The organism is Streptomyces sp. (assembly GCF_031181555.1).
GTDB classification, from domain to species: Bacteria; Actinomycetota; Actinomycetes; order Streptomycetales; family Streptomycetaceae; genus Streptomyces; species Streptomyces fimbriatus.
In genome coordinates this window covers 1-22,742 of sequence record NZ_JAPSKQ010000013.1, presented here as the reverse complement: position 1 = coordinate 22,742, position 22,742 = coordinate 1, and the positions used below count along the sequence as shown (strand labels likewise).

The 22,742-nt window shown below is 73.4% G+C and carries 27 protein-coding genes and 1 riboswitch; of the genes, 13 read left to right on the top strand and 14 right to left on the bottom strand.

Translation table 11 applies throughout. The annotated features are described in order from the left end of the window. Positions 1–199: 199 nt before the first annotated feature. Complete coding sequence (locus RIM90_RS05020) at positions 200–2,767, bottom strand: ABC transporter permease (protein ID WP_309059320.1); 2,568 nt, start codon at positions 2,765–2,767, stop codon at positions 200–202. A 4-nt stretch (positions 2,768–2,771) separates the two neighbouring features. Further along, on the bottom strand, positions 2,772–3,602 hold the full coding sequence (locus tag RIM90_RS05015; RefSeq protein WP_309059319.1) for an ABC transporter ATP-binding protein: 831 nt from the start codon (positions 3,600–3,602) through the stop codon (positions 2,772–2,774). Positions 3,603–3,802: 200 nt separating this feature from the next. Between RIM90_RS05015 and RIM90_RS05010 the strand changes: the two genes are divergently transcribed. After that, positions 3,803–4,078, top strand: coding sequence for a toxin-antitoxin system HicB family antitoxin (locus tag RIM90_RS05010; protein WP_309059318.1), 276 nt, complete (start codon positions 3,803–3,805; stop codon positions 4,076–4,078). Positions 4,079–4,082: 4 nt separating this feature from the next. After that, positions 4,083–4,457 (top strand): fic family toxin-antitoxin system, toxin component, encoded by a 375-nt coding sequence (locus RIM90_RS05005; RefSeq protein WP_309059317.1) that lies wholly within the window; start codon positions 4,083–4,085, stop codon positions 4,455–4,457. On the opposite strand, the gene RIM90_RS05000 is transcribed toward RIM90_RS05005, so the two are convergent. From RIM90_RS05000 to bioB, 4 genes are all read right to left on the bottom strand, one after another. After that, positions 4,458–5,150 (bottom strand): class I SAM-dependent methyltransferase, encoded by a 693-nt coding sequence (locus RIM90_RS05000; RefSeq protein WP_309059316.1) that lies wholly within the window; start codon positions 5,148–5,150, stop codon positions 4,458–4,460. 150 nt (positions 5,151–5,300) lie between these two features. Further along, positions 5,301–6,017, bottom strand: a complete 717-nt coding sequence (gene bioD, locus RIM90_RS04995) for a dethiobiotin synthase (protein WP_309059315.1) — start codon at positions 6,015–6,017, stop codon at positions 5,301–5,303. 1 nt (position 6,018) lies between these two features. Continuing rightward, positions 6,019–7,299, bottom strand: coding sequence for an adenosylmethionine--8-amino-7-oxononanoate transaminase (locus tag RIM90_RS04990; protein WP_309059314.1), 1,281 nt, complete (start codon positions 7,297–7,299; stop codon positions 6,019–6,021). After that, positions 7,292–8,518, bottom strand: coding sequence for a biotin synthase BioB (gene bioB, locus RIM90_RS04985; RefSeq protein WP_309059313.1), 1,227 nt, complete (start codon positions 8,516–8,518; stop codon positions 7,292–7,294). The genes RIM90_RS04990 and bioB overlap by 8 nt, the downstream gene beginning before the upstream one ends. A gap of 147 nt (positions 8,519–8,665) precedes the next feature. On the opposite strand from bioB, the gene RIM90_RS04980 reads away from it, so the two are divergent. Then, positions 8,666–9,793, top strand: a complete 1,128-nt coding sequence (locus tag RIM90_RS04980; protein ID WP_309059312.1) for an 8-amino-7-oxononanoate synthase — start codon at positions 8,666–8,668, stop codon at positions 9,791–9,793. Between the two features lie 68 nt (positions 9,794–9,861). Here the strand turns inward: RIM90_RS04980 and RIM90_RS04975 are convergent, their stop codons facing one another. Together RIM90_RS04975 and RIM90_RS04970 are read right to left on the bottom strand one after the other, a co-directional pair. Continuing rightward, positions 9,862–10,086, bottom strand: coding sequence for a DUF397 domain-containing protein (locus RIM90_RS04975; protein WP_309059311.1), 225 nt, complete (start codon positions 10,084–10,086; stop codon positions 9,862–9,864). 9 nt (positions 10,087–10,095) lie between these two features. After that, positions 10,096–10,956 carry a helix-turn-helix transcriptional regulator gene (locus RIM90_RS04970; protein WP_309059310.1) on the bottom strand — a complete coding sequence of 287 codons (861 nt, stop codon included), beginning with the start codon at positions 10,954–10,956 and terminating at the stop codon, positions 10,096–10,098. 211 nt (positions 10,957–11,167) lie between these two features. Here RIM90_RS04970 and RIM90_RS04965 point away from each other — a divergent pair, with 211 nt between their 5' ends. Then, on the top strand, positions 11,168–11,641 hold the full coding sequence (locus tag RIM90_RS04965) for an ATP-binding protein (RefSeq protein WP_309059309.1): 474 nt from the start codon (positions 11,168–11,170) through the stop codon (positions 11,639–11,641). On the opposite strand, the gene RIM90_RS04960 is transcribed toward RIM90_RS04965, so the two are convergent. The 4 genes from RIM90_RS04960 to RIM90_RS04945 all read right to left on the bottom strand — a co-directional run bounded on the left by RIM90_RS04960 (position 11,613) and on the right by RIM90_RS04945 (position 14,301). Next, positions 11,613–12,245: a DUF6328 family protein gene (locus RIM90_RS04960; RefSeq protein WP_309059308.1), complete on the bottom strand. Its 633-nt coding sequence runs from the start codon at positions 12,243–12,245 to the stop codon at positions 11,613–11,615. The two genes, RIM90_RS04965 and RIM90_RS04960, sit on opposite strands and share 29 nt — an antisense overlap. Positions 12,246–12,333: 88 nt before the next feature. Then, positions 12,334–12,807, bottom strand: coding sequence for a C40 family peptidase (locus tag RIM90_RS04955; protein ID WP_309059307.1), 474 nt, complete (start codon positions 12,805–12,807; stop codon positions 12,334–12,336). 3 nt (positions 12,808–12,810) lie between these two features. Then, positions 12,811–13,013: riboswitch (cyclic di-AMP (ydaO/yuaA leader) on the bottom strand. Positions 13,014–13,349: 336 nt separating this feature from the next. Then, the gene (locus RIM90_RS04950) at positions 13,350–13,658 is read right to left on the bottom strand and encodes a hypothetical protein (RefSeq protein WP_309059306.1); all 309 of its coding nucleotides are present in this window, start codon (positions 13,656–13,658) and stop codon (positions 13,350–13,352) included. Positions 13,659–13,665: 7 nt separating this feature from the next. Continuing rightward, positions 13,666–14,301 carry an ATP-dependent Clp protease proteolytic subunit gene (locus RIM90_RS04945; RefSeq protein ID WP_309059305.1) on the bottom strand — a complete coding sequence of 212 codons (636 nt, stop codon included), beginning with the start codon at positions 14,299–14,301 and terminating at the stop codon, positions 13,666–13,668. 106 nt (positions 14,302–14,407) lie between these two features. Between RIM90_RS04945 and RIM90_RS04940 the strand changes: the two genes are divergently transcribed. Then, positions 14,408–14,695, top strand: coding sequence for a type II toxin-antitoxin system Phd/YefM family antitoxin (locus tag RIM90_RS04940; protein WP_309059304.1), 288 nt, complete (start codon positions 14,408–14,410; stop codon positions 14,693–14,695). Between the two features lie 134 nt (positions 14,696–14,829). On the opposite strand, the gene RIM90_RS04935 is transcribed toward RIM90_RS04940, so the two are convergent. Beyond that, positions 14,830–15,861 carry an ABC transporter permease gene (locus RIM90_RS04935; RefSeq protein ID WP_309059303.1) on the bottom strand — a complete coding sequence of 344 codons (1,032 nt, stop codon included), beginning with the start codon at positions 15,859–15,861 and terminating at the stop codon, positions 14,830–14,832. A gap of 163 nt (positions 15,862–16,024) precedes the next feature. Between RIM90_RS04935 and RIM90_RS04930 the strand changes: the two genes are divergently transcribed. The 7 genes from RIM90_RS04930 (at position 16,025) to RIM90_RS04900 (ending at position 21,323) form a co-directional block, all read left to right on the top strand. Beyond that, positions 16,025–16,654, top strand: coding sequence for a TetR/AcrR family transcriptional regulator (locus RIM90_RS04930; RefSeq protein WP_309059302.1), 630 nt, complete (start codon positions 16,025–16,027; stop codon positions 16,652–16,654). A 137-nt stretch (positions 16,655–16,791) separates the two neighbouring features. Beyond that, positions 16,792–17,094, top strand: a complete 303-nt coding sequence (locus RIM90_RS04925) for an urease subunit gamma (protein WP_309059301.1) — start codon at positions 16,792–16,794, stop codon at positions 17,092–17,094. Between the two features lie 17 nt (positions 17,095–17,111). Then, positions 17,112–17,423 carry an urease subunit beta gene (locus tag RIM90_RS04920; protein WP_309059300.1) on the top strand — a complete coding sequence of 104 codons (312 nt, stop codon included), beginning with the start codon at positions 17,112–17,114 and terminating at the stop codon, positions 17,421–17,423. Further along, entirely contained in the window at positions 17,416–19,137 is a 1,722-nt protein-coding gene (locus RIM90_RS04915; protein WP_309059299.1) for an urease subunit alpha, read from the top strand. Before RIM90_RS04920 ends, RIM90_RS04915 begins: the two co-directional genes overlap by 8 nt. Continuing rightward, a complete protein-coding gene (locus RIM90_RS04910; RefSeq protein WP_309059298.1) occupies positions 19,137–19,823 on the top strand; it encodes an urease accessory UreF family protein in 687 nt (228 codons plus the stop codon). The genes RIM90_RS04915 and RIM90_RS04910 overlap by 1 nt, the downstream gene beginning before the upstream one ends. A 67-nt stretch (positions 19,824–19,890) precedes the next feature. Beyond that, positions 19,891–20,568 carry an urease accessory protein UreG gene (gene ureG, locus RIM90_RS04905; protein ID WP_309059297.1) on the top strand — a complete coding sequence of 226 codons (678 nt, stop codon included), beginning with the start codon at positions 19,891–19,893 and terminating at the stop codon, positions 20,566–20,568. After that, positions 20,556–21,323 (top strand): urease accessory protein UreD, encoded by a 768-nt coding sequence (locus tag RIM90_RS04900; protein WP_309059296.1) that lies wholly within the window; start codon positions 20,556–20,558, stop codon positions 21,321–21,323. Before ureG ends, RIM90_RS04900 begins: the two co-directional genes overlap by 13 nt. Positions 21,324–21,409: 86 nt before the next feature. Here the strand turns inward: RIM90_RS04900 and RIM90_RS04895 are convergent, their stop codons facing one another. Then, positions 21,410–22,135, bottom strand: a complete 726-nt coding sequence (locus tag RIM90_RS04895; RefSeq protein ID WP_309059361.1) for a lysophospholipid acyltransferase family protein — start codon at positions 22,133–22,135, stop codon at positions 21,410–21,412. 285 nt (positions 22,136–22,420) lie between these two features. Here RIM90_RS04895 and RIM90_RS04890 point away from each other — a divergent pair. Next, on the top strand, positions 22,421–22,742 hold a 322-nt coding region (locus RIM90_RS04890), incomplete at its 3' end, for an RpiB/LacA/LacB family sugar-phosphate isomerase (protein WP_309059295.1).

The following is a 22,742-nucleotide window of genomic DNA, read 5'->3' as shown; positions in this document are numbered from 1 at the left end:
CACCCGCACGCGTGCGGGCCCGTGGCGGAGGGGATCCGGTCGCCGTTCCCTGCTCTCGGCCGCCCCGCACGCGTGCGGGCCCGGGCCGCTTTCCGCGTGTGCGGGTCCGTGCCGGTCCCACACGCGCGCACCTTCCGCGGGGCCTTCCGCGCGCGGGCCCCCTCCGCCGTCGCCGCGCGGCGGCACGCGCGTCTGCGGCTCATGCGTGCGCGATCGCCTCCAGCACGTTCATCCGCGACGCCCGCAGCGCCGGCAGCAGTGCCGCCGCGATGCCGACGACCGCCGAGCCGATGACGACCGCCACGACGGTGCCCCAGGGGACGGCGAGTGCGGTCATGTCCTGCAGCGCCAGTACCTGCTGGACGCACAGGCCCCACACCAGCCCCAGCGCGAGTCCCAGGACCGCGCCGAAGACCGCGATCACCACCGACTCCAGCCGGATCATCCGGCGCAGCTGCCGCCGGGACAGGCCGATCGCCCGCAGCAGTCCGATCTCCCGGGTCCGCTCCACCACCGACAGCGCGAGGGTGTTGACCACCCCGAGCACCGCGATGATGATCGCCAGTCCCAGCAGGGCGTAGACGAGGTACAGCAGGACCGCGATCTGGTCGTGCACCAGCTCCTTGTAGTCGGCCTGGTCCCGGGCCCGCACCTGCGGATACGGGTCGAGCGCCGTCTCCAGGCGGTCGCGCAGTTCGTCCGCGCTCGTGCCGCCGGCCGCGTTGACGTACAGCGCGGAGTCCTGCCCGCCCGGCACGTACTCCTCGACCGTCGCGATGCCGAGGAACAGCCCGCCCCGCGTTCCGAAGCCCCCGCCGCCCTCCAAGTCGGTGAGGGCGGCCACCGTCAGCTCGGTGCGCCTCCCGCCGGGGAACTCCACCGGGACCGTGCTGCCGACGCGGACGTCGTGCTCCGCGGCGAAGCCGGCGTCCATGGCGAGGTTGCCGTCCGCGAGGGCCGCCGCCGTGTCGCCGCGCGCGTAGGTCACGCGTGCGACGTCGTCGACCCGGTCGTCGTATCCGGCGGCGGTGGTCTCGATCCGTTCCCCGTCCGGCAGTCGTACCGCCAGCGGCGCGAACCGCTGCCGGACGACGAGCCCCACGCCCTCCGTGTCCCGCACCCGTTCGGTGACCTCCTGGGAGAACGGCACGAAGTTGGCGTTCTGGATCACGAAGTCGGCACCCAGCGTCCTGTCGATCTGCTCGTCGAAGGAGCGGGACATCGAGGCGCTGGCCACCGACATGCCGCCCACCAGGGCGAGCCCCACCATCAGCGCGGCCGCGGTGGCGCCGGTGCGGCGGGGGTTGCGCAGGGCGTTGCGCTGGCTCATCCGGCCGACCGGGCCGAACAGCGCGGGGAAGGCCGCGCCCAGGACCCGGATCACCGGCCGCACCAGCAGCGGCCCGGCGATGACGGTCGCGACCAGCGTGAGGACCACCCCGATCCCCAGCAGGGAGGCCGCCGTCGACGTCTCGCCGCAGACCACGCACCCGATCAGCGCGGCGGCGCCGAGCGCACCCACCACGGAGCCCGCCCCCGCGCGCATGCGCAGCGGCCGGCCGACCCCGGCGATCTCGGCGTCGGCGAGCGCGGCCATCGGCGACACGCCCGCCGCGCGGCGGGCCGGGAGGTAAGCGGCCGCGAAGGTGACGCCGACACCGACCGCGTACGCGGTGACGGGCGTGGCCCACCCGATGACCATCTCCGCGGTCTTCAGGTTCATGCCGAACGCGCTCATGAGCCGGATCAGCCCGAAGGCGAGCCCGATGCCGGCCGCCAGCCCCAGCGTCGAGCCGACCAGACCGAGCAGCACCGCCTCGGTGAGCACGGACCGGCGGACCTGCCGCCGGTCGGCTCCGAGCGCCCGCAGCAGGCCGAGTTCACGGGTGCGCTGGGCGATCAGCATCGAGAAGGTGTTGACGATCAGGAAGACGCCGACCAGGACCGCGATCCCGGCGAAGCCGAGCATCACGTACTTGACCACGTCGAGGAACCCGCCGAGTTCGTCGGCGGCCGTCCGGGCCTGCTCGTCGGCGGTCTCGACGGCGTAGGTCCCGGCGCCGAGCTCCGCGGTGACACGGCGCTTCAGCTCCGCGTCGGTCACCCCCGGCGCCGCGTCGACCGAGATGCTCGTGGCCCGGTCCGCCGAGCCCAGCAGCCTGGTCGCGGCGACCTCGGGATCCAGGAAGACGAGCGCCGCACCGGGGTTCGTGGTGGTGAACGTGGCGATGCCGACGACCTCCACCCGGAACGTGCCGGGCTGGGCGTGCACGGACAGCGTGTCCCCGATCTCCACGCCCTTGGCGTCGGCCGTGTCCGCGTCGAGCACGGCCTCACCGTCTCCGCGCGGGGTGCGGCCGGAGGTCAGCTCCACGACGCTGCGCTCGCTGACGTACCAGTCCACGGCGATGGTGGGCGCGCCCGTCGTCGGCCCCACCGACTCGTTGTCGCCGTCGACGACCGTGATGTTCTCGGCCTCGACGTCCGGGTGGGCCGACTCGACCCCGTCGATGCCGGTCAGCTGCCCGGCGAGCGAGGCCGGCAGCGTCCGCACCGCGCCCGTGGGCACCGACGACTCCAGGTCGTCCCGGGGGGAGACGGTCACATCGGCGGAGCTGGACGCGAAGAGCCGGTCGAAGGTGCGCGAGACCGTGTCGGAGAAGATCAGGCTGCCCGCGACGAACGCCACGGACAGGACGACGGCCAGCGCGGACAGCAACAGCCGTCCCTTGTGCGCGAGAAAGCTCCGGAGCGTCGCCTTCAGCACGGCCTCAGTCCTTGTCCGGGGCCGGACCGTCCGATCGGAGGGCCCCCTCGCCGGAGGGGGCGCGGATCACGTCGAAGCGCTTCATCCGTTCCAGCACCGCCTCTGCCGTGGGGCGCCGCATCTCGTCGACGATCCGGCCGTCCGCCAGGAAGAGCACCAGATCGGAATGGGCGGCGGCGCCCGGGTCGTGGGTGACCATCACGACGGTCTGGTGCAGCCGGTCCACGGCCTCCCGCAGGAAGCCGAGCACCTCCAGGCCGGCCCGCGAGTCGAGGTTGCCGGTCGGTTCGTCCGCGAAGATCAGCTCGGGCCGGGAGGCCAGCGCCCGCGCGCAGGCCACGCGCTGCTGCTGTCCGCCGGAGAGCTGCGCGGGCCGGTGCCGCAGCCGGTCCCGGAGACCGAGCGTGTCGATGACCCGGTCCAGCCACTGCCGGTCGGGCTTCCGCCCCGCGATGTCCATCGGCAGGGTGATGTTCTCCAGCGCGTTCAGGGTCGGGATGAGGTTGAACGACTGGAACATGAACCCGACCCGGTCCCGGCGCAGCCGGGTCAGCTCACTGTCCTTCAGACCCGTGATCTCGGTGTTCCCGAGCCACACCTGGCCGGCCGAAACGGTGTCGAGTCCCGCCAGGCAGTGCATCAGCGTCGACTTCCCCGAGCCCGACGGCCCCATCACCGCGGTGAACCGCCCGCGCACGATGTCCACATCCACCGAGTCCAGGGCGATCACGGCCGTCTCGCCCGAGCCGTACGCCTTGGTCAGACCGCGGGCGCGGGCCGCGATCCCGTCGGCCGACGCGAGGCCGGGAGCGTGCTCCGCAGCAGGTGTGGACAAGGCCGCCTCCTCCGGGTGGACGTCAGGTCCGCTCGTCGCGTCCGAGCGTAATGTGACCCGTCCCACACCCGGTATCCCCCGTGGGTGCAGGTCCCTCTCCGCCCCGGGTCTGGCCCCCGACACCGGTGTAAGGGGCACACACCTCTCGGCGGGGCCGGGCGCCCTTGCCGGTGCTAGCGTTCCGGCGCTAGCTTCGGGGCATGGCGAAGACCCAGCTGAACGTGCGCGTGGACGAGGGCACCGCCCGAGCGGCGCGGGAGCGCGCCCTGGCCCGCGGGATGAGCGTGAACCGCTACATCGAGGAACTGGTCCTGCAGGACACCGGCGAGGCCGGCCGCGCGTTCGTCGAGGCCGCCGCCGACTTCATGAAGCAGTACGAGGCCGTCTTCGCCGAGGAGTTCGACGGGGGTCCCGCCGCGCGAGCGGCGTCGAGGGCACGGGAGGACCGCGAGGGCACGCGCGAAGGTCGCCCCTGAGCCGTTGAGCGACCTGCGCATCGACCTCGCCTGGCTGCTGATGCTCGCCGAGCAGCAGACACCGGGAGACCCCCAGGTCACCGACTGGGGAGCCCTCGTCGCCGCCGTCGCGCGCCACCAGGCGGAGATATTCGACATCCCCGTCTACGACAGCCCGCACGCCCGCGCCGCGGCCCTCCTCCAGCTGCTGATCCACGTCCCGGCGCTGGAGCGCTCCAACGCCCTGTTCGCCTCCGCGGTCGCGTACGCCTATCTCGTCGCCAGCGGTCTGAAGGTCGTCACCTCGCCGGAGCAGGTCCGTGATCTGGCCCGGCTGGTCAAGAGCGGCGAGGCGTCCGTCGACGACATCGCGGCCGAGCTGCGCCGCTGGAGCGAGTGATCAGCGCCCGGCGTCCGCCGCGTCGGTCACCGGGCGCCACGCGGTACCGGTGACGCAGTAGGAGGTGGGCAGCCTCGGCCCGCTCTCCGGCATCAGCGTCCGCCGGTAGGGGCCGAGCTCGAACCCCGCCTCCCGCAGCGCGCCGACCGGGTCCCGGGACAGATGGCACCCGCCGGCCAGCGGCGGCCACACCGTGCGGTCCAGGGCGCGCTGGGTGAAGGCCATGACGCGGCCACCGCCCCGGCCGTGCTCGAAGAACCGCAGTTCGCCGCCCGGCCGCAGCACCCGCCTGAGCTCCGCGAGCGCCCGCGGCACGTCCCGCACGCTGCACAGCACCAGGGAGAGCACCCCCGCGTCGAACGCCTCGCTCTTGACCGGCAGCGCCTCCGCCACGCCCGGTGCCACGTCCACCGGCACCTGGGCGCGCAGGGCGGCCCGCACGGCCTGCTTCCGCAGCGTCTGCTCCGGTTCGATGGCGACGACCTGCGAGACGGTGCCCGGATAGTGCGCGAAGTTCAGGCCGTTGCCCGCGCCCACCTCGATCACCCGCCCGGACAGCCCGCCGAGCAGCCGCCTGCGCACCTCGGCCATTCCCGCCCGGGTCTCGGCGGTGACGCTGATCCGGGCGTAGCAGCGGGCGAACAGCGGGTGGTGCACGGGATCCCGCGCCACCTTCGCGGAGCCGGCGGACATGGCGGGTACCTCCCTGCTCATGGGGAAGAAGCCGGAAGGCCGGGGAGGCACGGGGTCCTCCCCGGGACGGGCCTCACCGCGATTCTCCCCCGCGGGAGGCGCTCGCACCTCCCCGCCGCCGGGGTGTTTCCCGCGCGCCTCCCGCCGCCGTCAGGGGGCCTCCCGCACCCGGAACGCCTCCGCGTCCCACGTCCCGTCCAGCCGGGGCGCCAGCCAGTGCGGTGCCGACGCCCGGAAGCCGGCCGGGTCCAGGGCCGCCGACCCGGCCGGTACCGCGCCCAGCAGCGGGACCCCGGTCACGTCCGGCAGGTCCAGCAGATTGCAGCGCGAGGCCAGATCGGGCTGTGCGGGCCAGCTGCCGATCACGACCCCCGCCGGATCGAGCCCGCGTCCGCGCAGCTCACGGGTCGTCAGCTCGGTGGCGTTGAGGGTGCCGAGACCCGCCGACGCCACCACCAGCACCGGCGCCGCCAGCAGCCCCGCCGCGTCCGCCAGCGTCCCGCCGGCCGCGTCGAACCGCACGAGCAGCCCGCCCGCGCCCTCCACCAGCACCAGATCGTGCTCGGTGGCCAGCTTGGCGGCCCGTTCGGCGACGTCGTGCGGATGCACCGGTGCCCGGCCGGCCCGGCGGGCGGCCGTGGCCGGCGCCAACGGATCCGGATAGCGGGCGAGTTCGTCCGCCGTCACGGCACCGGCGAGCCGGGCGACCTCGTCGGCGTCCCCGGGCTCGTCGGGTCCCACGCCCGTCTGCGCCGCCTTCAGCACGGCCACCGACCGGCCGGCCGACAACGCCGTCGCCGCGACCGCGGCCGTCACCACCGTCTTGCCGACCTCGGTGCCCGTGCCCGTGATCACCAGTACCGGCATGTCATCCCTCCTCCGCGGCCGCACACACCGCCCGCGCGATCAGCGCCACGTCCGCGTCGCCCGTGACGTACGGCGGCATGGTGTAGATCAGGTCCCGGAACGGCCGCAGCCACACACCTTCGCGCACCGCGGCCCGGGTGGCCGCGTCCATGTCCACGGCGTGATCGAGCTGGACGACACCGATGGCGCCCAGCACCCGCACGTCCCGGACCCCCGGCAGCCGTGCCGCCGGCGCCAGCCCGTCCCGCAGGCCCGCCTCGATCCGCTTGACCTCCGCGCGCCAGTCCTGTCCGAGCAGCAGCTCGACGGAGGCACAGGCCACGGCCGCCGCCAGCGGGTTGCCCATGAACGTCGGCCCGTGCGCCAGCACCGGCACCTCACCGCGCGAGATGCCGTCGGCCACCCGCGCGGTGCACAGCGTCGCCGCCATGGTCAGATAGCCGCCGGTCAGCGCCTTGCCCACGCACATCACGTCCGGGGCCACCGCCGCGTGGTCCGCCGCGAACAGGGCACCCGTGCGCCCGAACCCGGTCGCGATCTCGTCGAACACCAGCAGCACGTCGTGCGCGTCGCACGCCTCGCGCAGCACCCGCAGATACGCGGGGGAGTGGAACCGCATCCCGCCCGCGCCCTGCACCACCGGCTCCACGATCACCGCGGCCAGCTCACCGGCGTGCCGTTCGACCATCTCCCGCAGACGGTCGGCGTAGGACTCCTCGTACGCGGCGGGCGGGGCCTCGGCGAACACCTGACGCGGCAGCACCCCGGTCCACAGCTCGTGCATCCCGCCCTCGGGGTCGCACACGGACATCGGCTGCCAGGTGTCGCCGTGGTAGCCGCCCCGCCAGGTCAGCAGCCGCCGCTTCTCCGGCCGGCCCAGCGAACGCCAGTACTGCAGGCACATCTTGACCGCGACCTCGACCGACACCGATCCCGAGTCGGCGAGGAAGACGTGCTCCAGGCCGTCGGGCGACACGTCGACGAGGAGCTTCGCCAGCCGGACGGCGGGCTCGTGCGTGAGCCCGCCGAACATCACATGGCTCATCCGCGCGAGCTGCTCGCGGGCGGCCTCGTTCAGTACCGGGTGGTTGTAGCCGTGGATCGCCGACCACCAGGACGACATCCCGTCGACCAGCTCGCCCGAACCGTCGGCGAGCTTCAGCCGCACCCCGCTCGCCGACTCCACGACGAGCGGTTCCCGGCGGCCCGGCATGGGCCCGTACGGATGCCAGACGTGCCGCCGGTCGAGCTCCAGCAGTCCGGCGAGGGAGAGCTCAGGCATTGGGCGCGAGGTCCGTTCCGGCGCCCCGGCGGCGGACGGCGACCAGATCGGTGCGCGGCTCGTCGGCCCGGCGCACGGTCTCCCCGTCCGTACCCGCACAGGAGCCCGCACCCGCCGGTGCCGCACCGCACACCCCGCCGCCCTCGTGCGTCCCGCACCCGGCGCCTTCGTGCGTCCCGCACCCGTCGCCCTCGTGCGAGCCGCATCCGCCGCCCGCCCGGTGCTCCGGCAGGGTCACCCGGTCGGTGCCCTCCACCTCGAACCCGGCGTCCGCGATCATCTCCAGGTCGGCCCTGCCCGCCTGGCCCTCACTGGTGAGGTAGTCGCCGAGGAAGATCGAGTTGGCCAGGTGGAGCGCGAGCGGCTGCATCGTGCGCAGGTGCACCTCGCGGCCGCCCGCGATCCGCACCTCGACGTCCGGGCAGACGAACCGCACCATCGCCAGGATCCGCAGGCACCGCTGCGGCGTCAGGTGCCAGTCCTTCGCCAGCGGGGTGCCCTCCATCGGGATCAGGAAGTTGACCGGTACCGAGTCCGGGTCCAGCTCGCGCAGCGCGAAGACCACGTCGACCAGGTCCTCGTCGGACTCGCCCATACCGGCGATCAGCCCGGAGCAGGCGGAGAGCCCCGCCGCGTGCGCCTTCTGCACGGTGTCCACGCGATCGGCGTAGGTGTGCGTGGTGGTGATGTCCCCGTAGGTGGACTCGGAGGTGTTGAGGTTGTGGTTGTAGGCGTCCGCGCCCGCCTCGCGCAGCCGTTCGGCCTGGCCGTCGGAGAGCAGGCCGAGGCAGGCGCACACCTCGACGCCCTCGTTCTGCTCCTTGATCGCCTTGATGGTGTCGGAGACCCGGTCCACGTCGCGGTCGGTCGGACCGCGACCGCTGGCCACCAGGCACACCCGCTTCGCACCGCCCGCGAGTCCGGCGGCGGCGGCCTTCGACGCCTCGTCCGGCTTGAGCCAGGTGTACTTCAGGATGTCGGCCTTGGAGCCGAGCCGCTGGGAACAGTAGGAGCAGTCCTCCGGGCACAGGCCGGACTTGAGGTTGACCAGATAGTTGAGTTTCACCCGTCGGCCGAACCAGTGCCGCCGCACCTTCCCGGCCGCGGCCACCACGTCGAGCAGGTCGTCGTCGGACGTCGCGAGGACGGCCAGCGCTTCCCCACGGGTCGGCGTCTCGCGCCGAAGCCCCTTGTCCACCAGCGTGTTCAGCAGGTCCATGAGAGCCGATCCTGTCCTACTCGACCCGCTCGGGCCAAGGAGAGTTCGTACAACAGAGCCGCTTCGAGGTGTGGGTATTGCCACACAGTGGTCCGTCGGCCGTCCCGCTAGTGTCTGTGCACTGCCTACAAAAGCCCCGGAGGACCCATGGCGTTCGGCTGGATCGACGAGCAGGCGGATCTGCGCCGCCGCGCCGGACTCGTGCGGACGCTGCGCCCGCGGGCGGCCGACGCGCCCCTCCTCGACCTGGCGAGCAACGACTACCTCGGCCTGGCCCGTCATCCCGAGGTCACCGAGGGCGCGGCACGGGCCGCGCGGACCTGGGGCGGCGGAGCCACCGGCTCACGGCTCGTCACCGGCACCACCGAACTCCACGCCGAGCTGGAGCGCGAGCTGGCCGGCTTCTGCGGTTTCGAGGCGGCCCTGGTCTTCTCCTCCGGTTACGCGGCCAACCTCGCCGCGGTCACCGCGCTGGCCCCGCACGGCTCCCTGATCGTCTCCGACGCGGGCAACCACGCCTCGCTCATCGACGGCTGCCGGCTGGCCCGCGGTACGACACAGGTCGCCGCGCACGCCGACCCCGACGCGGTGCGCAAGGCACTGGACGCGCACGACGGACCGGCCGTCGCCGTCTCCGACACGGTCTTCTCGGTGGACGGCGACGCCGCCCCGCTCGCCGCGCTGGCCGAGGCGTGCCGGGAGCACGGTGCGGGGCTGGTGCTCGACGACGCCCACGGCCTCGGCGTGCTCGGCGACGGCGGCCGGGGCGCCCCGCACGCGGCGGGGATCGCGGGCGCCGACGACGTCGTCGTGACGGTCACGCTGTCCAAGTCGCTCGGCAGTCAGGGCGGGGCGGTGCTCGGCCCGGCCCGGGTGATCGAGCACCTGGTCAACGCGGCACGGACGTTCATCTTCGACACGGGTCTGGCCCCCGCGGCGGCGGGGGCGGCCCTGGCGGCGCTGCGGCTGCTGCGCCGCGAACCCGGGCGCGCGGCACGGGCGGGCGAGGTGGCGCGCGAGCTGCACACCCGGCTGACGGCCGCGGGGCTGGGAGCGGTGCGCCCGGACGCCGCGGTCGTCTCCGTGCGCGCCCCTTCCCCGGAGCAGGCCGTGCGATGGGCGGCCGACTGCCGGGCGGCCGGCCTGTCCGTGGGCTGCTTCCGTCCTCCTTCCGTGCCCGACGGCATCTCACGGCTCAGACTGACCGCCCGCGCGGACCTGTCCGGGGCAGAGATCGAACGCGCTGTACGGGTGATCGGCGAAACGCGGCCATGAGTCGGCGTGGCACGGCCGTGCGTCGCCCGGCGAAGGGCTGATCGGTCGGGTCGTCGGACGACCGGTGATCAGCGGACCGCGGTCACGAACTCCGCCCAGCTCCCGGGGGAGAAGAGCAGCGCGGGCCCGGCCGGGGCCTTGGAGTCGCGCACGGCGAGCAGTCCGGCCAGGGGGCCGAAGGCCGGCCGGGCCGTCTCGACGCAGTTGTTCGCGCCCGTGCTGTAGCTGCTGCGCAGCCACCGCACACCGTGCAGGTCGAGGCTGGAAGGAACGGTCCGAGGCGGTGCAGGCATCGTGCCTCCTTACGCGCCGGCGGCTGTACCGGCGATGAAATCCAACGAGTCCTCGGGTGAAAGGGCGTGGATCGAAAGGGCGTTGAAGGCCTCCGAGTAGGCCCGGAGGTCTTCTTTCCGCTCCAGATAGAGGCTACTCGTCAAGTGGTCGAGAACAACCACATCCAGATCAGAAGTGCGCGAAAATGAGAAGATTACGAAAGGGCCGGTGACGCCGATGTGCGCTCCGGCGGTGAACGGCAGCACCTGCAACCGCACTTGGGGCAGCCGGGCCGCCTCGACCAGCCGCGCCAGCTGGCGGGCCATCACACCGGGACCGCCGACCTCCCGGCGCAGCACCGCCTCGTCCAGGACCGCGCTCAACTCCAGCGGAGGATCCGCCCGCAGCACGTCCTGCCGGGCCAGCCGCACCTCCACCAGGGCGTCCAGCCGCTCCTCCGAAGCGCCCTCCAGCGCGGCCTGCGTCACCGCCCGCGCGTACTCCGGCGTCTGCAGCAGCCCGGGGATCACCGTGGTCTCCAGGGTGCGCATCGCGCTCGCCTGGGACTCCAGACTGATGAAGTCCCGGTAGGTCGGCGGCAGTACGCCGCGGTAGGCGTGCCACCAGTGGTGCCGGCCGTCGCCGTCGCCGGAGCCCGACAGCACCAGCAGCAGTTCCCGCAGCTGCGGGTCGGCCACGCCGTAGGCGTCGAGCAGTAACCGGACGTCGGCCGGTTTCACCCCGCTCGTGCCGGTCTCGATCCGGCTCACCTTCGACTGGTGCCAGCCCACCAGCCGGGCCGCCTCACCACTGGTGAGCCCCGCCGAGGTGCGCAGCGTGCGCAGTTCGGCGCCCAGTTTCCGACGGCGCACCGCGGGACCGTGCTGCATGGAGCCTCCTTACTCCTTCCGGGTCGCCCGCATACGGTCTTTCGTCGCAGAGTTCACCGCTTTGGGCGACAGATATATGCATATCCCGGTGGATCGCCGCCCCGCGCCGTGCGGTGATGGCAGTCTGGCGGCGAAGCACCAGTGCGGGACCGTACTCGAACCATCCGCTCCGTGTCGGGCTGCGGTCCCGTGGGAAAGGGACGACGTCGCCATGGCAGACCATCTGGAAGCATCCGTCACTCTGCCGAGCGATCCCGCCTCGGTCTCCGCGGCCCGTGCCTACGTGGTGGACATGCTGGCGGAGTGGGGCATGCCGGCGGACACGGACGTCTCCGACACCGTCCGGCTGATCGTCTCCGAACTCGCCACCAACGCCGTACAGCACACCCTGGGGCAGTCACCCACCTTCACGGTGGACGTGGTCCTCGACCGTGACGAGCGGTTGCACGTCGGTGTCACCGACAGCCATCCCCGCTTACCCAAGCGGCTGCCCGCCGCGGTCCAGCAGGACAACGGCCGCGGACTGGTCATCATCCGCTGCCTGACCGCGGAATGCGGGGGGAGGCTCAGGGTCCGCCCCACGCGTGAGGGGGGCAAGACCGTCTCCGTCGAACTGCCGTGGACCCTCCCGGTCGCGGAACCGGTCACGGAACCGGTCACGGCGGCGGGCCGGCAGGAGCTGTAGGGACCGTCACCGCGAGGGGGTGACCGGCGAGACGCCGTCGCGGCGTGAACGGCCCGCGGCCGCTTCGGCACGGCCACGCGGCACCGCGGGGCCCGGGCTCCGCCCCGGCGGCCTCCGCCCGCGGCTGCGGGGTCACGCGCCGCGCCAGCCGGGGGAGCAGTCCCCACAGGCCGAGACAGAGGACGAAGGTGCCCGCTCCCGCGGCGATGCCCCCGGCCCCGCCGGTCGTCACGTCCACCACCAGCAGCACCGAACCGCTGGACGTGAACACCAGCACCACGCGGCCGGCCGCGGCCGGCCGCGACGAAACCCGCACGGTGCGCGGCCTGGCGCCCTGCTGGGACAACGAACGGTGCAGCGCGGCGGGCGCGGTGAACAGCGCGGCGGCGGGCACGGCCAGCGGCAGGGTGATGACACAGGTGACGCGCTGCACCGTGTCGAGCGAGCCGAAGCGTGAGGTGAACGCGAGCGACAGCGGGAAGGCGAAGAGGATCTGCACACCCGTCCGGGTGGGCCGCAGTTCCTGGAGCAGCCCGGCGAGGTTGCGGTCGGCGCGCCGCAGCGGGGTCTCGTTGCGCGCGGTGCAGGGGCGGTGCTCGGCCATGCGGTGACGGGTGACCCGCTGAGGCCCGTCATGCCCGGCGGGGCGGCGGCGCGTCGGGGAGCCGCCGCCCCCGCGGGTCACTTGCGGGTCACTTGACCCGGCCGTACCAGACGCTGCGGGTCCAGATCTTCTGCAGGCGCACCACGTCCCCGGTCTTCGGGGCGTGCCAGATCTTGTCCTTACCCGCGTAGATGCCGACGTGGTAGACGTTGCTGCCCGAGTGGAAGAACACCAGGTCGCCCGCCTTGCGGTTCTTGGCGGAGACGCGGTGCGTCTTGTTGTACTGCTGTGCGGCGGTGCGTGGCAGCTTCTTGCCCGCCTTCTTGAACGAGTACAGGGTGAGCCCGGAGCAGTCGAACCTGTACGGCCCGGTGGCGCCCCACTTGTAGGGCGAGCCCTTCTTCGAAGCGGCGACCTGCAGGGCCTTGGTGGCCGCGCTCGCGGCCGAGGCCTCCGAGGCGGCACCCGGGACCACGATCGAGCCGCCCACGGCGGCCAGGGTGAGGGCCGAGGCCGTGCCGGCCCGGGCCATGAGAGACGGGACACGATTGAGCGCAGTCATGCGCAACCCTTCGTCAGCCGCCTGTGAAGGATGACCTGTCGGATTCGGGCTGGCGAAGTTGCCCGGCCGCACGTGTGCGGCTTCACCCCAAGGGCTGCTCGGAACCGAGGTCCCGGCGACCCGTCGTGCTTGGGTCCTCCACTCCTGCCGATCCACTCCTGTCGACCGGTCATCCGGGCGGCGGCAGGACTCGGCGTCCGCCCGGATCGCCCCGCCGCGGCGGCGGGGTCTTGTCGTCAGTCAGGGATCTTGGCCCATGACCCGCCCGAAATCCCAATGGAACCGGGGATTTGTGTTGTTACTCACCACTCACCCGTTCGGGTGGACACCTTCCTGTTCGAGTCGTTGTCAAGAGCGCCGGGGAGCCCCGGACCAGCATCGGAATGCCCCATTCCGCCCTCCGGGTACGCGTGTTGTGCAACTTCGGCGACCCGAAAACAGCAGGCATATCTGCGCCGGATGGGGGTACGCCATTTGGTCCGTTTCAGCTCCGGTTCCGGACGTACCGCCGCCGAGGGCGGCCGCCCGGACCGGAGCGGGCGTCAACAGCCGGGGTCCGGCGGCAGGGTGAGCCGGGCGGTGCGCCGTTCGCCGTCCAGTACCCGCAGCGCCCGGACCAGTGTGGCGCAGTGCAGTTCGGTCTCGCCGCGCCGGTGCATCACGGTCAGCGCGTCGCGCAGCGCGACGGCCTTGCCGACCAGCGCCTGTGCGGCGCGCAGTCCGCGATAGGTGTCACCGTCCGCGGCGGGGTTGATGCGGCCGAGCAGGTCGACGACCTCGAGGTAACGGTCGATCAACTCGGCCTCCGCGCGGGTCAGCGCGGGCAGGGGAGGCAGTTCCGGTGGCAGCATCGGCGGCTCACCTCGTGCCGGTGGCGGGGTGAACGCCCCTGCGGCCGGGCACGATCCGGTCCGCCAGGCCGTGGTCCACCGCCGCCCGCGCGTCGAGGACCGTGTCCCGCTCGATGTCCGACCGGACCTGTTCGGCGGTGCGGCCCGTGTGCCGGACGAGCATCTCCTCCATCCGGGACCGGATGCGGGCCAACTCCTCCGCCCGGATCGCCAGATCGCTCGCCCGGCCCTGTGCCGGCTCGGTCAGGGCGGGCTGACGGAGCACCAGGCGGGCGCCGGGCAGCACGAATCGCTTGCCCGGGGTGCCGGCGGCGAGCAGCAGCGCGGCGGTCCCCTCGGCCCGGCCGAGGCAGATCGTCTCCACGTCGCAGGTGACGTAGCGCAGCGTGTCGTAGATCGCCGACATGGCGTGGAACGAGCCGCCGGGGGAGTTGACGTAGAGCGAGACGTCCCGGTCCGGTGCCTGGTGCTCCAGGTACATGAACTGGGCCATCACGTCGTTCGCGGAGGTCTCGTCGATCCGGGTCCCGAGAAGGACGATCCGCTCCTGGAGCAGCTTCGAGTACGGATCCATCGTCCGGTGCCCGGACGCCGTGCGATCGGTGAACTCGGGCAGGACGTGGCGGGCGGACGGTCGGGTCATGCGAACCCCTCCTGTGGCAGAGCGCGGCCGTCTCCGGCGCACGCGTCGCTGTCTCTGCGGCCTCTGTAAAAAATGTACAGGACGTACGTGACGTTATGATGGACGCATGGCCTACGAGATTCCGGTGACGCAAGCCAGGGCTGAGCTCGCCGACCTGATCAACCGGGTGGTGTACGGCGGTGAACGCGTCGTCGTGACCCGGCACGGAAAGCCCCTCGTCGCCCTCGTGTCCGCCGATGACCTGCGACGGCTCGAGGAGCTCCAGGAACTCCAGGAGCCCGCGGAGGAGCAGGTGATCAGTACGGTCGCCGGCGTCCGCGAGGCCACACCCGCCTCCCGTGGACAGCAGCGGTTCGGCATCGCGGCGGAGCACCGGGGGACGGCCACCTCGTAAGACCTCGCCGGACGACGAGGCCGTGCACCCCCGTCCGCCGCGGCGGGAGTGCACGGCCGTTCCTGTGCGGCCGGTGACCCTCGCGGCCGGTCGGCAGGCGGCGTGCGTCCGGTCGGTCGACGGCGTGCGGCCGGTCAGCCGGCGGCGGCCGGGTTCCGCCCGGGTGCGGGCTCCGCGTTCCCCGTCCGCCGCTTCGGCGCGCCGGCGAGCAGGACGGCGCCCAGGCCCAGCGCCGCCCACCAGGTCAGCGTCAGGGCGGGGCCGGTGCCGGCCGCGCCGTCGAAGAAGGACACCGAGCGCAGCAGCGACACGCCCGCGCCCGGCGGCAGCCACTGGCCGATCGCCCCGGCCGGCTCCGGCAGCATCTCCGGCGCCGAGGCCGCCCCCGAGAAGGGGTTGCCGAGCAGCATGATCAGGAGGGTGCCGAGCCCGAGGCCGGCCCGCCCGATCAGCGCCGCCAGTCCCGCGACCGCCGCGCCCATGGCCAGCGCGGCCAGCCCGAACGTGCCGGCCACGGCCCACCAGTTCCCCGGGACGGCCTCCAGCCAGCTCTGCGCCAGCGCCGCGGCCACCACGCCGACCAGGGCGGCCGACACCACCAGCGCGGTCGCCGCGCGCGCACCGCGCAGCCCCAGCAGGGTCACCGCGGTGCCGGCCCCGATTCCGGCCAGGGCGAGCGGCAGCACGCTCGCGTTCATGGCCGCGCCGCGCGGATCGCCCGCGGCCGCGGGCACCACGTCCGCGGTCGTGACCCGGGCGCCGGCGGCGGACGCCGGGTCCGCCACCGCCTGCTGCAGCGTCTGGGCCACGACCGGGCTCGCGGCGGAGGCGGTGAGCAGCTTCGGACCCTGCTCGGTGACGACGACCGCGCCGTACACCTCGCGGTCCTCGACGGCCTCCCGGGCGGCGGACTCGTCTGCGTAGCGGTGGAGGTCGAAGGCGCCCTCCCGGCCCTCCAGTCGCTGCTCCACCGGTGCGGTCGCGGCGGCGGGACCGGCCACGCCGAGCGGCAGGTCACGGGGCGCCGTACGGGCCGCGGGCCAGGCGAAGGCCCAGAGCGCCAGCGCCACCAGGGCGGGGATCAGCACGATCACGGCCACGACGCGCCGGTGCGGCGGCACGGAGAGGGCCGGACGGTGCGCGGAGGCGGCGGATGAGGTGGGCATGAGGGCTCCTTGGGGTGCTTCCCGGAGGCCGAGCGGCTTCTGCGGCGGGTGCCCGACGTCTCGGCGGCCGCTCAAAAAGAAGGATCGTTCGTTTTTCTTTGTCATCACCGTCCCGCTTCCGGTGCTCCTTGTCAAGAAGGAACGTTCGTTTTAAGTTGGCCGCATGGCCCGCGTATCCCAGGAACACCTCGACGCCCGCCGCCGCCAGATCCTCGACGGCGCCGCGTCCTGCTTCGCCCGCAACGGCTTCCACGCCACCTCGATGCAGGACGTGCTCAAGGAGGTGGACCTCTCCGCGGGTGCCGTCTACCGGTACTTCAGCGGCAAGGAGGAACTGATCGCCGCGATCGTGACCGAGGTGCTCGACACGGTGCGCGGCATTTTCGAGCGGGCCGCCCAGGAGAGCCCGCCGCCCACCCCCGATGTGCTCATCCCGCGAGCCCTGGCCCGGATGCGGGAGCAGCGGCCGGCCACCCTGGAGGGCGGCGAGTGGATGTTCCCGCGGCTGATGATCCAGGTGTGGACGGAGACCACGCGCAGCCCCGAACTGGCGGTCGTGCTGGGCGACGGATACCGGAACGTCCGCACGGCCTGGGGGGAGATCGTCGAGAGCTACAAGGACGCCGGCCTGATGCCCGCCGACGCCGACGCCGACGCCATGGCGCGGACGATGATCGCGCTCGTGCAGGGCTTCGCGGCCCAGATGGCCCTTTTCGGCGGGATCTCCGAGCAGACGCTGGGCGACGGTCTGCGGGCGCTGATGTCGGTGGGCCGCGCCCCCGCGGACACCTGACACCGGATCACGGCGCGGTTAACGTCCCCGAAACGCCGCCCGACTAGCCTGCCGGTCCACGCCACCGGGATCTCGCCCCGGGGCCGCGGCAACCGGGCCCCGCGCGGCCCGGAGCGAGGACTGTGAGGTGGGACGCCGTGCAACTGACCCCGCACGAGCAGGAGAGGCTCCTGATCCATGTCGCGGCCGACGTGGCGGCCAAGCGCCGCGCCCGCGGGCTGCGGCTGAACCACCCCGAGGCGGTCGCTCTCCTCGCCTCGCACATCCTCGAGGGCGCCCGGGACGGCCGCACCGTCGCCGAACTCATGGCGTCGGGACGCCGGTTGCTCACCCGGGACGACGTCATGGAGGGCGTCCCCGAGATGATCCACGACGTCCAGGTGGAGGCCACCTTCCCGGACGGCACCAAGCTCGTCACCGTCCACGACCCCATCGTCTGACGGGGGGAGCCGCCGCCGTGATTCCCGGAGAGATCCTGTTCGCCGACGATCCGATCGCCTACAACGCGGGCCGTCGGGTCACCCGGCTGACCGTCCTCAACACCGCCGACCGGCCCGTGCAGGTCGGCTCCCACTACCACTTCGCCGAGACCAACCCGGGCCTGGAGTTCGACCGCGCGGCGGCCCGCGGCAAGCGGCTGAACGTCCCCGCGGGAACCGCCGTACGTTTTGAACCCGGCATCCCGGTCGAGGCGGAACTCGTCCCGCTCACCGGAGCCCGTGTCGTGCCCGGACTGCGCGGGGAGACCGGGGGTGCCCTCGATGCCTGAGATCTCCCGCGCCGCCTATGCCGACCTGTTCGGCCCGACGGCCGGCGACCGCATCCGGCTCGCCGACACCGACCTCCTGATCGAGATCGAGGAGGACCGCTCCGGCGGCCCCGGACTCGCCGGGGACGAGGCCGTGTTCGGCGGCGGCAAGGTCATCCGCGAGTCCATGGGCCAGGCCCGTGCCGCCCGCGCGGACGGCACCCCGGACACGGTCGTCACCGGTGCGGTCGTCGTCGACCACTGGGGCGTCGTCAAGGCCGACGTCGGCATCCGGGACGGCCGGATCACCGGCATCGGCAAGGCGGGCAACCCCGACACCATGGACGGTGTCCACCCGGACCTCGTCATCGGCCCCGAGACGGAGGTCATCGCGGGCAACGGGCGGATCCTGACCGCCGGCGCCATCGACGCGCACGTCCACTTCATCTGCCCGCAGACCGCCGACGAGGCGCTGGCCTCCGGCGTCACCACCCTGGTCGGCGGCGGCACCGGCCCCGCCGAGGGATCCAAGGCGACCACCGTCACCCCCGGGCCGTGGCATCTGGCGCGGATGCTGGAGGCGATGGAGGCGTACCCGCTCAACATCGGCCTGCTCGGCAAGGGCAACACCGTCTCCCACGAGGCGATGCTCTCCCAGATCAGGGGCGGCGCGGTCGGGCTGAAACTGCACGAGGACTGGGGATCGACCCCGGCCGTCATCGACGCCTCGCTGACCGTCGCCGAGCGGACCGGCGTCCAGGTCGCCATCCACACGGACACCCTCAACGAGGCCGGATTCGTGGGCGACACGCTCGCCGCGATCGCCGGGCGCGGCATCCACGCCTACCACACCGAGGGCGCGGGCGGCGGACACGCCCCGGACATCATGACGGTGGTCTCCGAGCCGCACGTCCTGCCCAGCTCGACCAATCCGACCCGGCCGTTCACCGTCAACACCGCCGAGGAACACCTCGACATGCTGATGGTGTGCCACCACCTGAACCCCGCGGTGCCGGAGGACCTGGCCTTCGCCGAGTCCCGGATCCGGCCGTCCACCATCGGCGCGGAGGACGTCCTGCACGACCTGGGCGCCATTTCGATCATCTCCTCCGACTCCCAGGCCATGGGACGCGTCGGCGAGGTGATCATGCGGACCTGGCAGACGGCCCATGTGATGAAACGGCGGCGCGGCGCCCTCCCGGGCGACGGGCGCGCGGACAACCGCCGGGTGCGTCGCTATGTCGCCAAATACACGATCAACCCGGCCCTCGCCCAGGGCCTCGCCCGCGAGGTCGGCTCCGTCGAGACCGGAAAGCTGGCCGACCTGGTGCTGTGGGACCCGGCGTTCTTCGGGGTCAAACCCCGGCTCGTCCTCAAGGGCGGGCAGATCGCCTACGCGCAGATGGGCGACGCCAACGCCTCGATCCCCACACCGCAGCCCGTCCTCCCGCGCCCGATGTACGGCGCGACCGGCCGGGCACCGGCCGCCAACTCGCTGAACTTCGTCGCCCCGGCGGCGATCGAGGACGCGCTGCCGGAACGGCTGGGGCTGGGCAAGCGGTTCACGGCGATCGACTCCACACGCGGGGTGACCAAGGCGGACATGCGCGAGAACGACACCCGGCCCGATGTGCGCATCGACCCGGACAGCTTCGCCGTGCACATCGACGGGGAACTGATCGAGGCGGTTCCGGCCCCCGAACTGCCCATGGCCCAGCGGTACTTCCTCTTCTGATGGCCTCCGCGACACCGAGGGCCGCACTGCTCGTCCTGGCCGACGGCCGCTTCCCCGCCGGGGGACACGCGCACTCCGGCGGTGCGGAGGCGGCGGTCGGCGCCGGACGGATCACCGGGGCGAGCACGCTGGAGGACTTCTGCCGGGGGCGCCTCCACACGACGGGACAGGTGTCGTCGGCGCTCGCGGCGGCGGCCGCACTGGGCGCCGACCCCGTCCTCCTGGACGAGGCGGCCGACGCCAGGACACCCTCGCCCGCGCTCCGGTCGGCCGCGCGCAGACTGGGCCGGCAACTCATGCGGGCGGCGCGTGGGACCTGGCCGTCGGCCGAACTGGACGCGCTGGCGGGGCGGTTCCCCAAGGGGGCGCACCAACCGGTGGTTCTGGGCCTCACGGCACGGGCGGCCGGACTGGGCCCGGCCGACGCGGCGTACTGCGCGGCCTACGAGAGCGTGAGCGGGCCGGCGACGGCGACGGTGCGGCTGCTGGGCCTCGATCCCTTCGACGCGACGCGCGTACTGGCCCGGCTGGCGCCGGAGCTGGACCGGGTGGCCGACCGGGCGGTCGAGGCGGCGCGGAGGGTGGCCGACGAGGGGAGCGACGCGCTGCCCGCGGCGTCGGCGCCGCTGCTCGAGACCGACGCGGAGGCCCACGCGACGTGGCCGGTACGCCTGTTCGCGTCATAGGACCCGTGGGACAGGACCCGCGGGGAAGGCCGCCGGACCGTCACGAGAGAGGGAGGACCACATTTCCATGCACCTCGACCACGCCCACGGCGGCCCCGGGGCCGTGAGCGCCGACGCCCGCCGCCCGGACGGCACCCGCCGGGCTCTCCGTATCGGACTGGGCGGCCCCGTCGGGTCCGGGAAGACCGCCACCGTGGCCGCCCTCTGCCGGGCCCTGCGGGACGAGGTGTCGCTCGCCGTCGTCACCAACGACATCTATACGCGGGAGGACGCCGAGTTCCTGCTCCGTGAGGCCGTGCTGCCGCCCGAGCGGATCACCGCCGTGGAGACCGGGGCGTGTCCGCACACCGCGATCCGGGACGACATCTCCGCCAACCTCGAAGCGGTGGAGGACCTGGAGGACGAGGTGGGCCCGCTGGACCTCGTCCTCGTCGAGTCCGGCGGGGACAACCTCACCGCCACCTTCTCCAGAGGGCTCGTCGACGCGCAGATCTTCGTCATCGACGTGGCCGGCGGGGACGACATCCCGCGCAAGGGCGGCCCGGGGGTGACCACCGCCGACCTGCTGGTCGTCAACAAGACCGACCTCGCCCCGTACGTCGGCTCCGACCTCGGCCGCATGGCCGCCGACGCCGAGGCGCAGCGGGCCCCTCTGCCCGTGGTCTTCCAGTCGCTGCGCAGCGAGGAGGGGGTGGCCGGCGTCGCCGGCTGGGTGCGGGAGCGGCTCGCCGCGTGGACGGCGTGAACACCGCCGGCGTACGCGCCGTCGCCCGGATCCGGGCCCGCTCCGACGGCCGGGGCGGGACCTGCCTGCCCGTGCTGGAGAGCGACGGACCGCTGGCCCTCCGGCGGAGCCGGGGGAGCGGCGCCGAGGCGCGGGTCGTGCTCGTCGGCGCCATGAGCGGACCGCTCGGCGGTGACCGCTTCGCGGTGCGGACGGAGGTCGAGGAGGGCGCGCGGCTGCGCGTCGGATCGGCCGCGGCCACCCTCGCCCTGCCGGGACAGAACAAGGGCGGGGCCCGCTACGACGTACGGATCACCGTCGCCGACGGCGCCGAGCTGCACTGGCTGCCGGAGCAGTTGATATCCGCCCGGGGCAGCGAGCTGCGCGTCACCACCCGGGTCGACCTCGCCGCCCGGGCCAGGCTCGTCCTGCGCGAGGAACAGGTACTGGGACGCGCGGGGGAGCACCCCGGCACGCTCGCCGGCCGCCTGACCGTACGGATCGCCGGACGCGTCGTCCTCGACCAGGAGCTGGCCTGCGGGCCCGGGGCCCCGGGCGGCTGGGACGGCCCCGCCGTGCTCGCCGGACACCGCGCCGTCGGCCAGCTCGTCGTCGTCCGGCCCGAGTTCGCGGATGCTCCGGTCGGTCCGCGCCGGCTGGGGGACGGCGCCGCGGTGCTTCCGCTCGCCGGGCCCGCCGTCCTGGTGACCGCCGTGGCGCCGGACGCGTTGCGGCTCCGCCGCCTGCTCGACGAAGGGCTCTCCTCCCTGGGGTAGCCGTCCGCCGGCAGGGCCCACGCGTCGGGCCGCCGGATCCCGCGGTGCCACCGGCCCGGTCGCCCCCGCCGGTGTGCCCGGGACGGTCAGCCCTGCGGCAGGCGCGGGAACCGGCGCTTCTCCTGCGCCGTGCGCGCGGTCTCCTCCGCCTTGACGACGGCCGCGTACCGGTCGACGTACTCCTGCCCGGACAGGGTGAGGATGGCGTACATGATCTCGTCGGTGACGGCGCGCAGGACCGCCTTCTCGTGCTCCATGCCGGCGTAGCGCGAGAAGTCCAGCGGTTCGCCGAAGCGGATCACCACCGGATGGACACGGGGGACGACCTTGCCGGGCGGCTGCGCCTCGAAGGTGCCGATCATCGCGCAGGGAACCACCGGGACGCCCGCCTTGAGGGCCATCACCGCGACGCCGACCTTGCCCTTGTAGAGACGGCCGTCGTGCGACCGCGTGCCCTCCGGGTAGATGCCGAGCAGCTCCCCCTTGGACAGCACTCCGAGGCCCTCCCGGATGGCGGCCCGACCGGCCTCCTTGCCGGAGCGGTCGACCGGGATCTGCCCCGCGCTGTGGAAGAAGAACGCCGTCAGCCGGCCCTTGAGACCGGGGCCGGTGAAGTACTCGGCCTTCGCGAGGAAGGTGATGCGCCGCCTGAGCACCGCGGGCATCAGGAAGTGGTCCGAGAACGACAGGTGGTTGCCCGCCACGATGGCGGCACCGGACGACGGCACGTGCTCCAGGCCCTCGATCCGAGGCCGGAAGACCAGTCTCAGCAGCGGGCCCAGCAGCACATATTTCAGCAGGTAGTAGAACAAGGGCACGCTCCTCGACTCTGGCGGACGGGCGGGGCCGGCGCGCTCCAGCAGGTCATCCGGCACGTCGTGGGGGTGTCAGTCTAGGGTCTTCCGTTCGGGTCGGGCCGGGTCGGGGAGCGAGGCACGGTGCCGGGGCCCGCGAGCCCGGCATGACCCGGACGGGAGGCCCCAGGTCCGGGCCGGGTGGCCCGGCACCATGTCCGACGGGGCCGGAGCGCGGCCCGCGCCGGACGGCTGGGCCTCTGCCGGAGGCCTGCCCGGCCGCGGCCGGGTAGGCTCGGGAGCATGCGGATCTCCGTCTCCTCCGACATGGACGAACCCGTGGCCCGCGCCCTCCTCGCCGAGCTGCGCGAGCGCGGTCACGAGGTGCGCCCGCACGGCGCCCTGAGCCCCGGGGACGACCCGCAGTGGGCGGTCTGCTCCGAGGCGGCGGCCCGCGAGGTCGCCGACGGGACGGCGGACCAGGCGGTGGTGTGCTGCTGGACCGGCACCGGCGCGTCGATCGCCGCCAACAAGGTGCCGGGCGTCCGGGCCGCCCTGTGCACGGACGCCTATACGGCGGACGGCGCGCGCCGCTGGAACGACGCCAACGTGCTGGCGCTCAGCC

Coding starts and splice junctions, on each gene's coding strand:
- RIM90_RS05010 (WP_309059318.1), top strand. CDS start 3,803: ATGGCGAAGACCCAGCTGAACGTGCGCGTGGACGAGGGCACCGCCCGA.
- RIM90_RS05000 (WP_309059316.1), bottom strand. CDS start 5,150: ATGTCCGCCGGCTCCGCGAAGGTGGCGCGGGATCCCGTGCACCACCCG.
- bioD (WP_309059315.1), bottom strand. CDS start 6,017: ATGCCGGTACTGGTGATCACGGGCACGGGCACCGAGGTCGGCAAGACG.
- RIM90_RS04990 (WP_309059314.1), bottom strand. CDS start 7,299: ATGCCTGAGCTCTCCCTCGCCGGACTGCTGGAGCTCGACCGGCGGCAC.
- bioB (WP_309059313.1), bottom strand. CDS start 8,518: ATGGACCTGCTGAACACGCTGGTGGACAAGGGGCTTCGGCGCGAGACG.
- RIM90_RS04980 (WP_309059312.1), top strand. CDS start 8,666: ATGGCGTTCGGCTGGATCGACGAGCAGGCGGATCTGCGCCGCCGCGCC.
- RIM90_RS04975 (WP_309059311.1), bottom strand. CDS start 10,086: ATGCCTGCACCGCCTCGGACCGTTCCTTCCAGCCTCGACCTGCACGGT.
- RIM90_RS04970 (WP_309059310.1), bottom strand. CDS start 10,956: ATGCAGCACGGTCCCGCGGTGCGCCGTCGGAAACTGGGCGCCGAACTG.
- RIM90_RS04965 (WP_309059309.1), top strand. CDS start 11,168: ATGGCAGACCATCTGGAAGCATCCGTCACTCTGCCGAGCGATCCCGCC.
- RIM90_RS04960 (WP_309059308.1), bottom strand. CDS start 12,245: ATGGCCGAGCACCGCCCCTGCACCGCGCGCAACGAGACCCCGCTGCGG.
- RIM90_RS04955 (WP_309059307.1), bottom strand. CDS start 12,807: ATGACTGCGCTCAATCGTGTCCCGTCTCTCATGGCCCGGGCCGGCACG.
- RIM90_RS04950 (WP_309059306.1), bottom strand. CDS start 13,658: ATGCTGCCACCGGAACTGCCTCCCCTGCCCGCGCTGACCCGCGCGGAG.
- RIM90_RS04945 (WP_309059305.1), bottom strand. CDS start 14,301: ATGACCCGACCGTCCGCCCGCCACGTCCTGCCCGAGTTCACCGATCGC.
- RIM90_RS04940 (WP_309059304.1), top strand. CDS start 14,408: ATGGCCTACGAGATTCCGGTGACGCAAGCCAGGGCTGAGCTCGCCGAC.
- RIM90_RS04935 (WP_309059303.1), bottom strand. CDS start 15,861: ATGCCCACCTCATCCGCCGCCTCCGCGCACCGTCCGGCCCTCTCCGTG.
- RIM90_RS04930 (WP_309059302.1), top strand. CDS start 16,025: ATGGCCCGCGTATCCCAGGAACACCTCGACGCCCGCCGCCGCCAGATC.
- RIM90_RS04915 (WP_309059299.1), top strand. CDS start 17,416: ATGCCTGAGATCTCCCGCGCCGCCTATGCCGACCTGTTCGGCCCGACG.
- RIM90_RS04910 (WP_309059298.1), top strand. CDS start 19,137: ATGGCCTCCGCGACACCGAGGGCCGCACTGCTCGTCCTGGCCGACGGC.
- ureG (WP_309059297.1), top strand. CDS start 19,891: ATGCACCTCGACCACGCCCACGGCGGCCCCGGGGCCGTGAGCGCCGAC.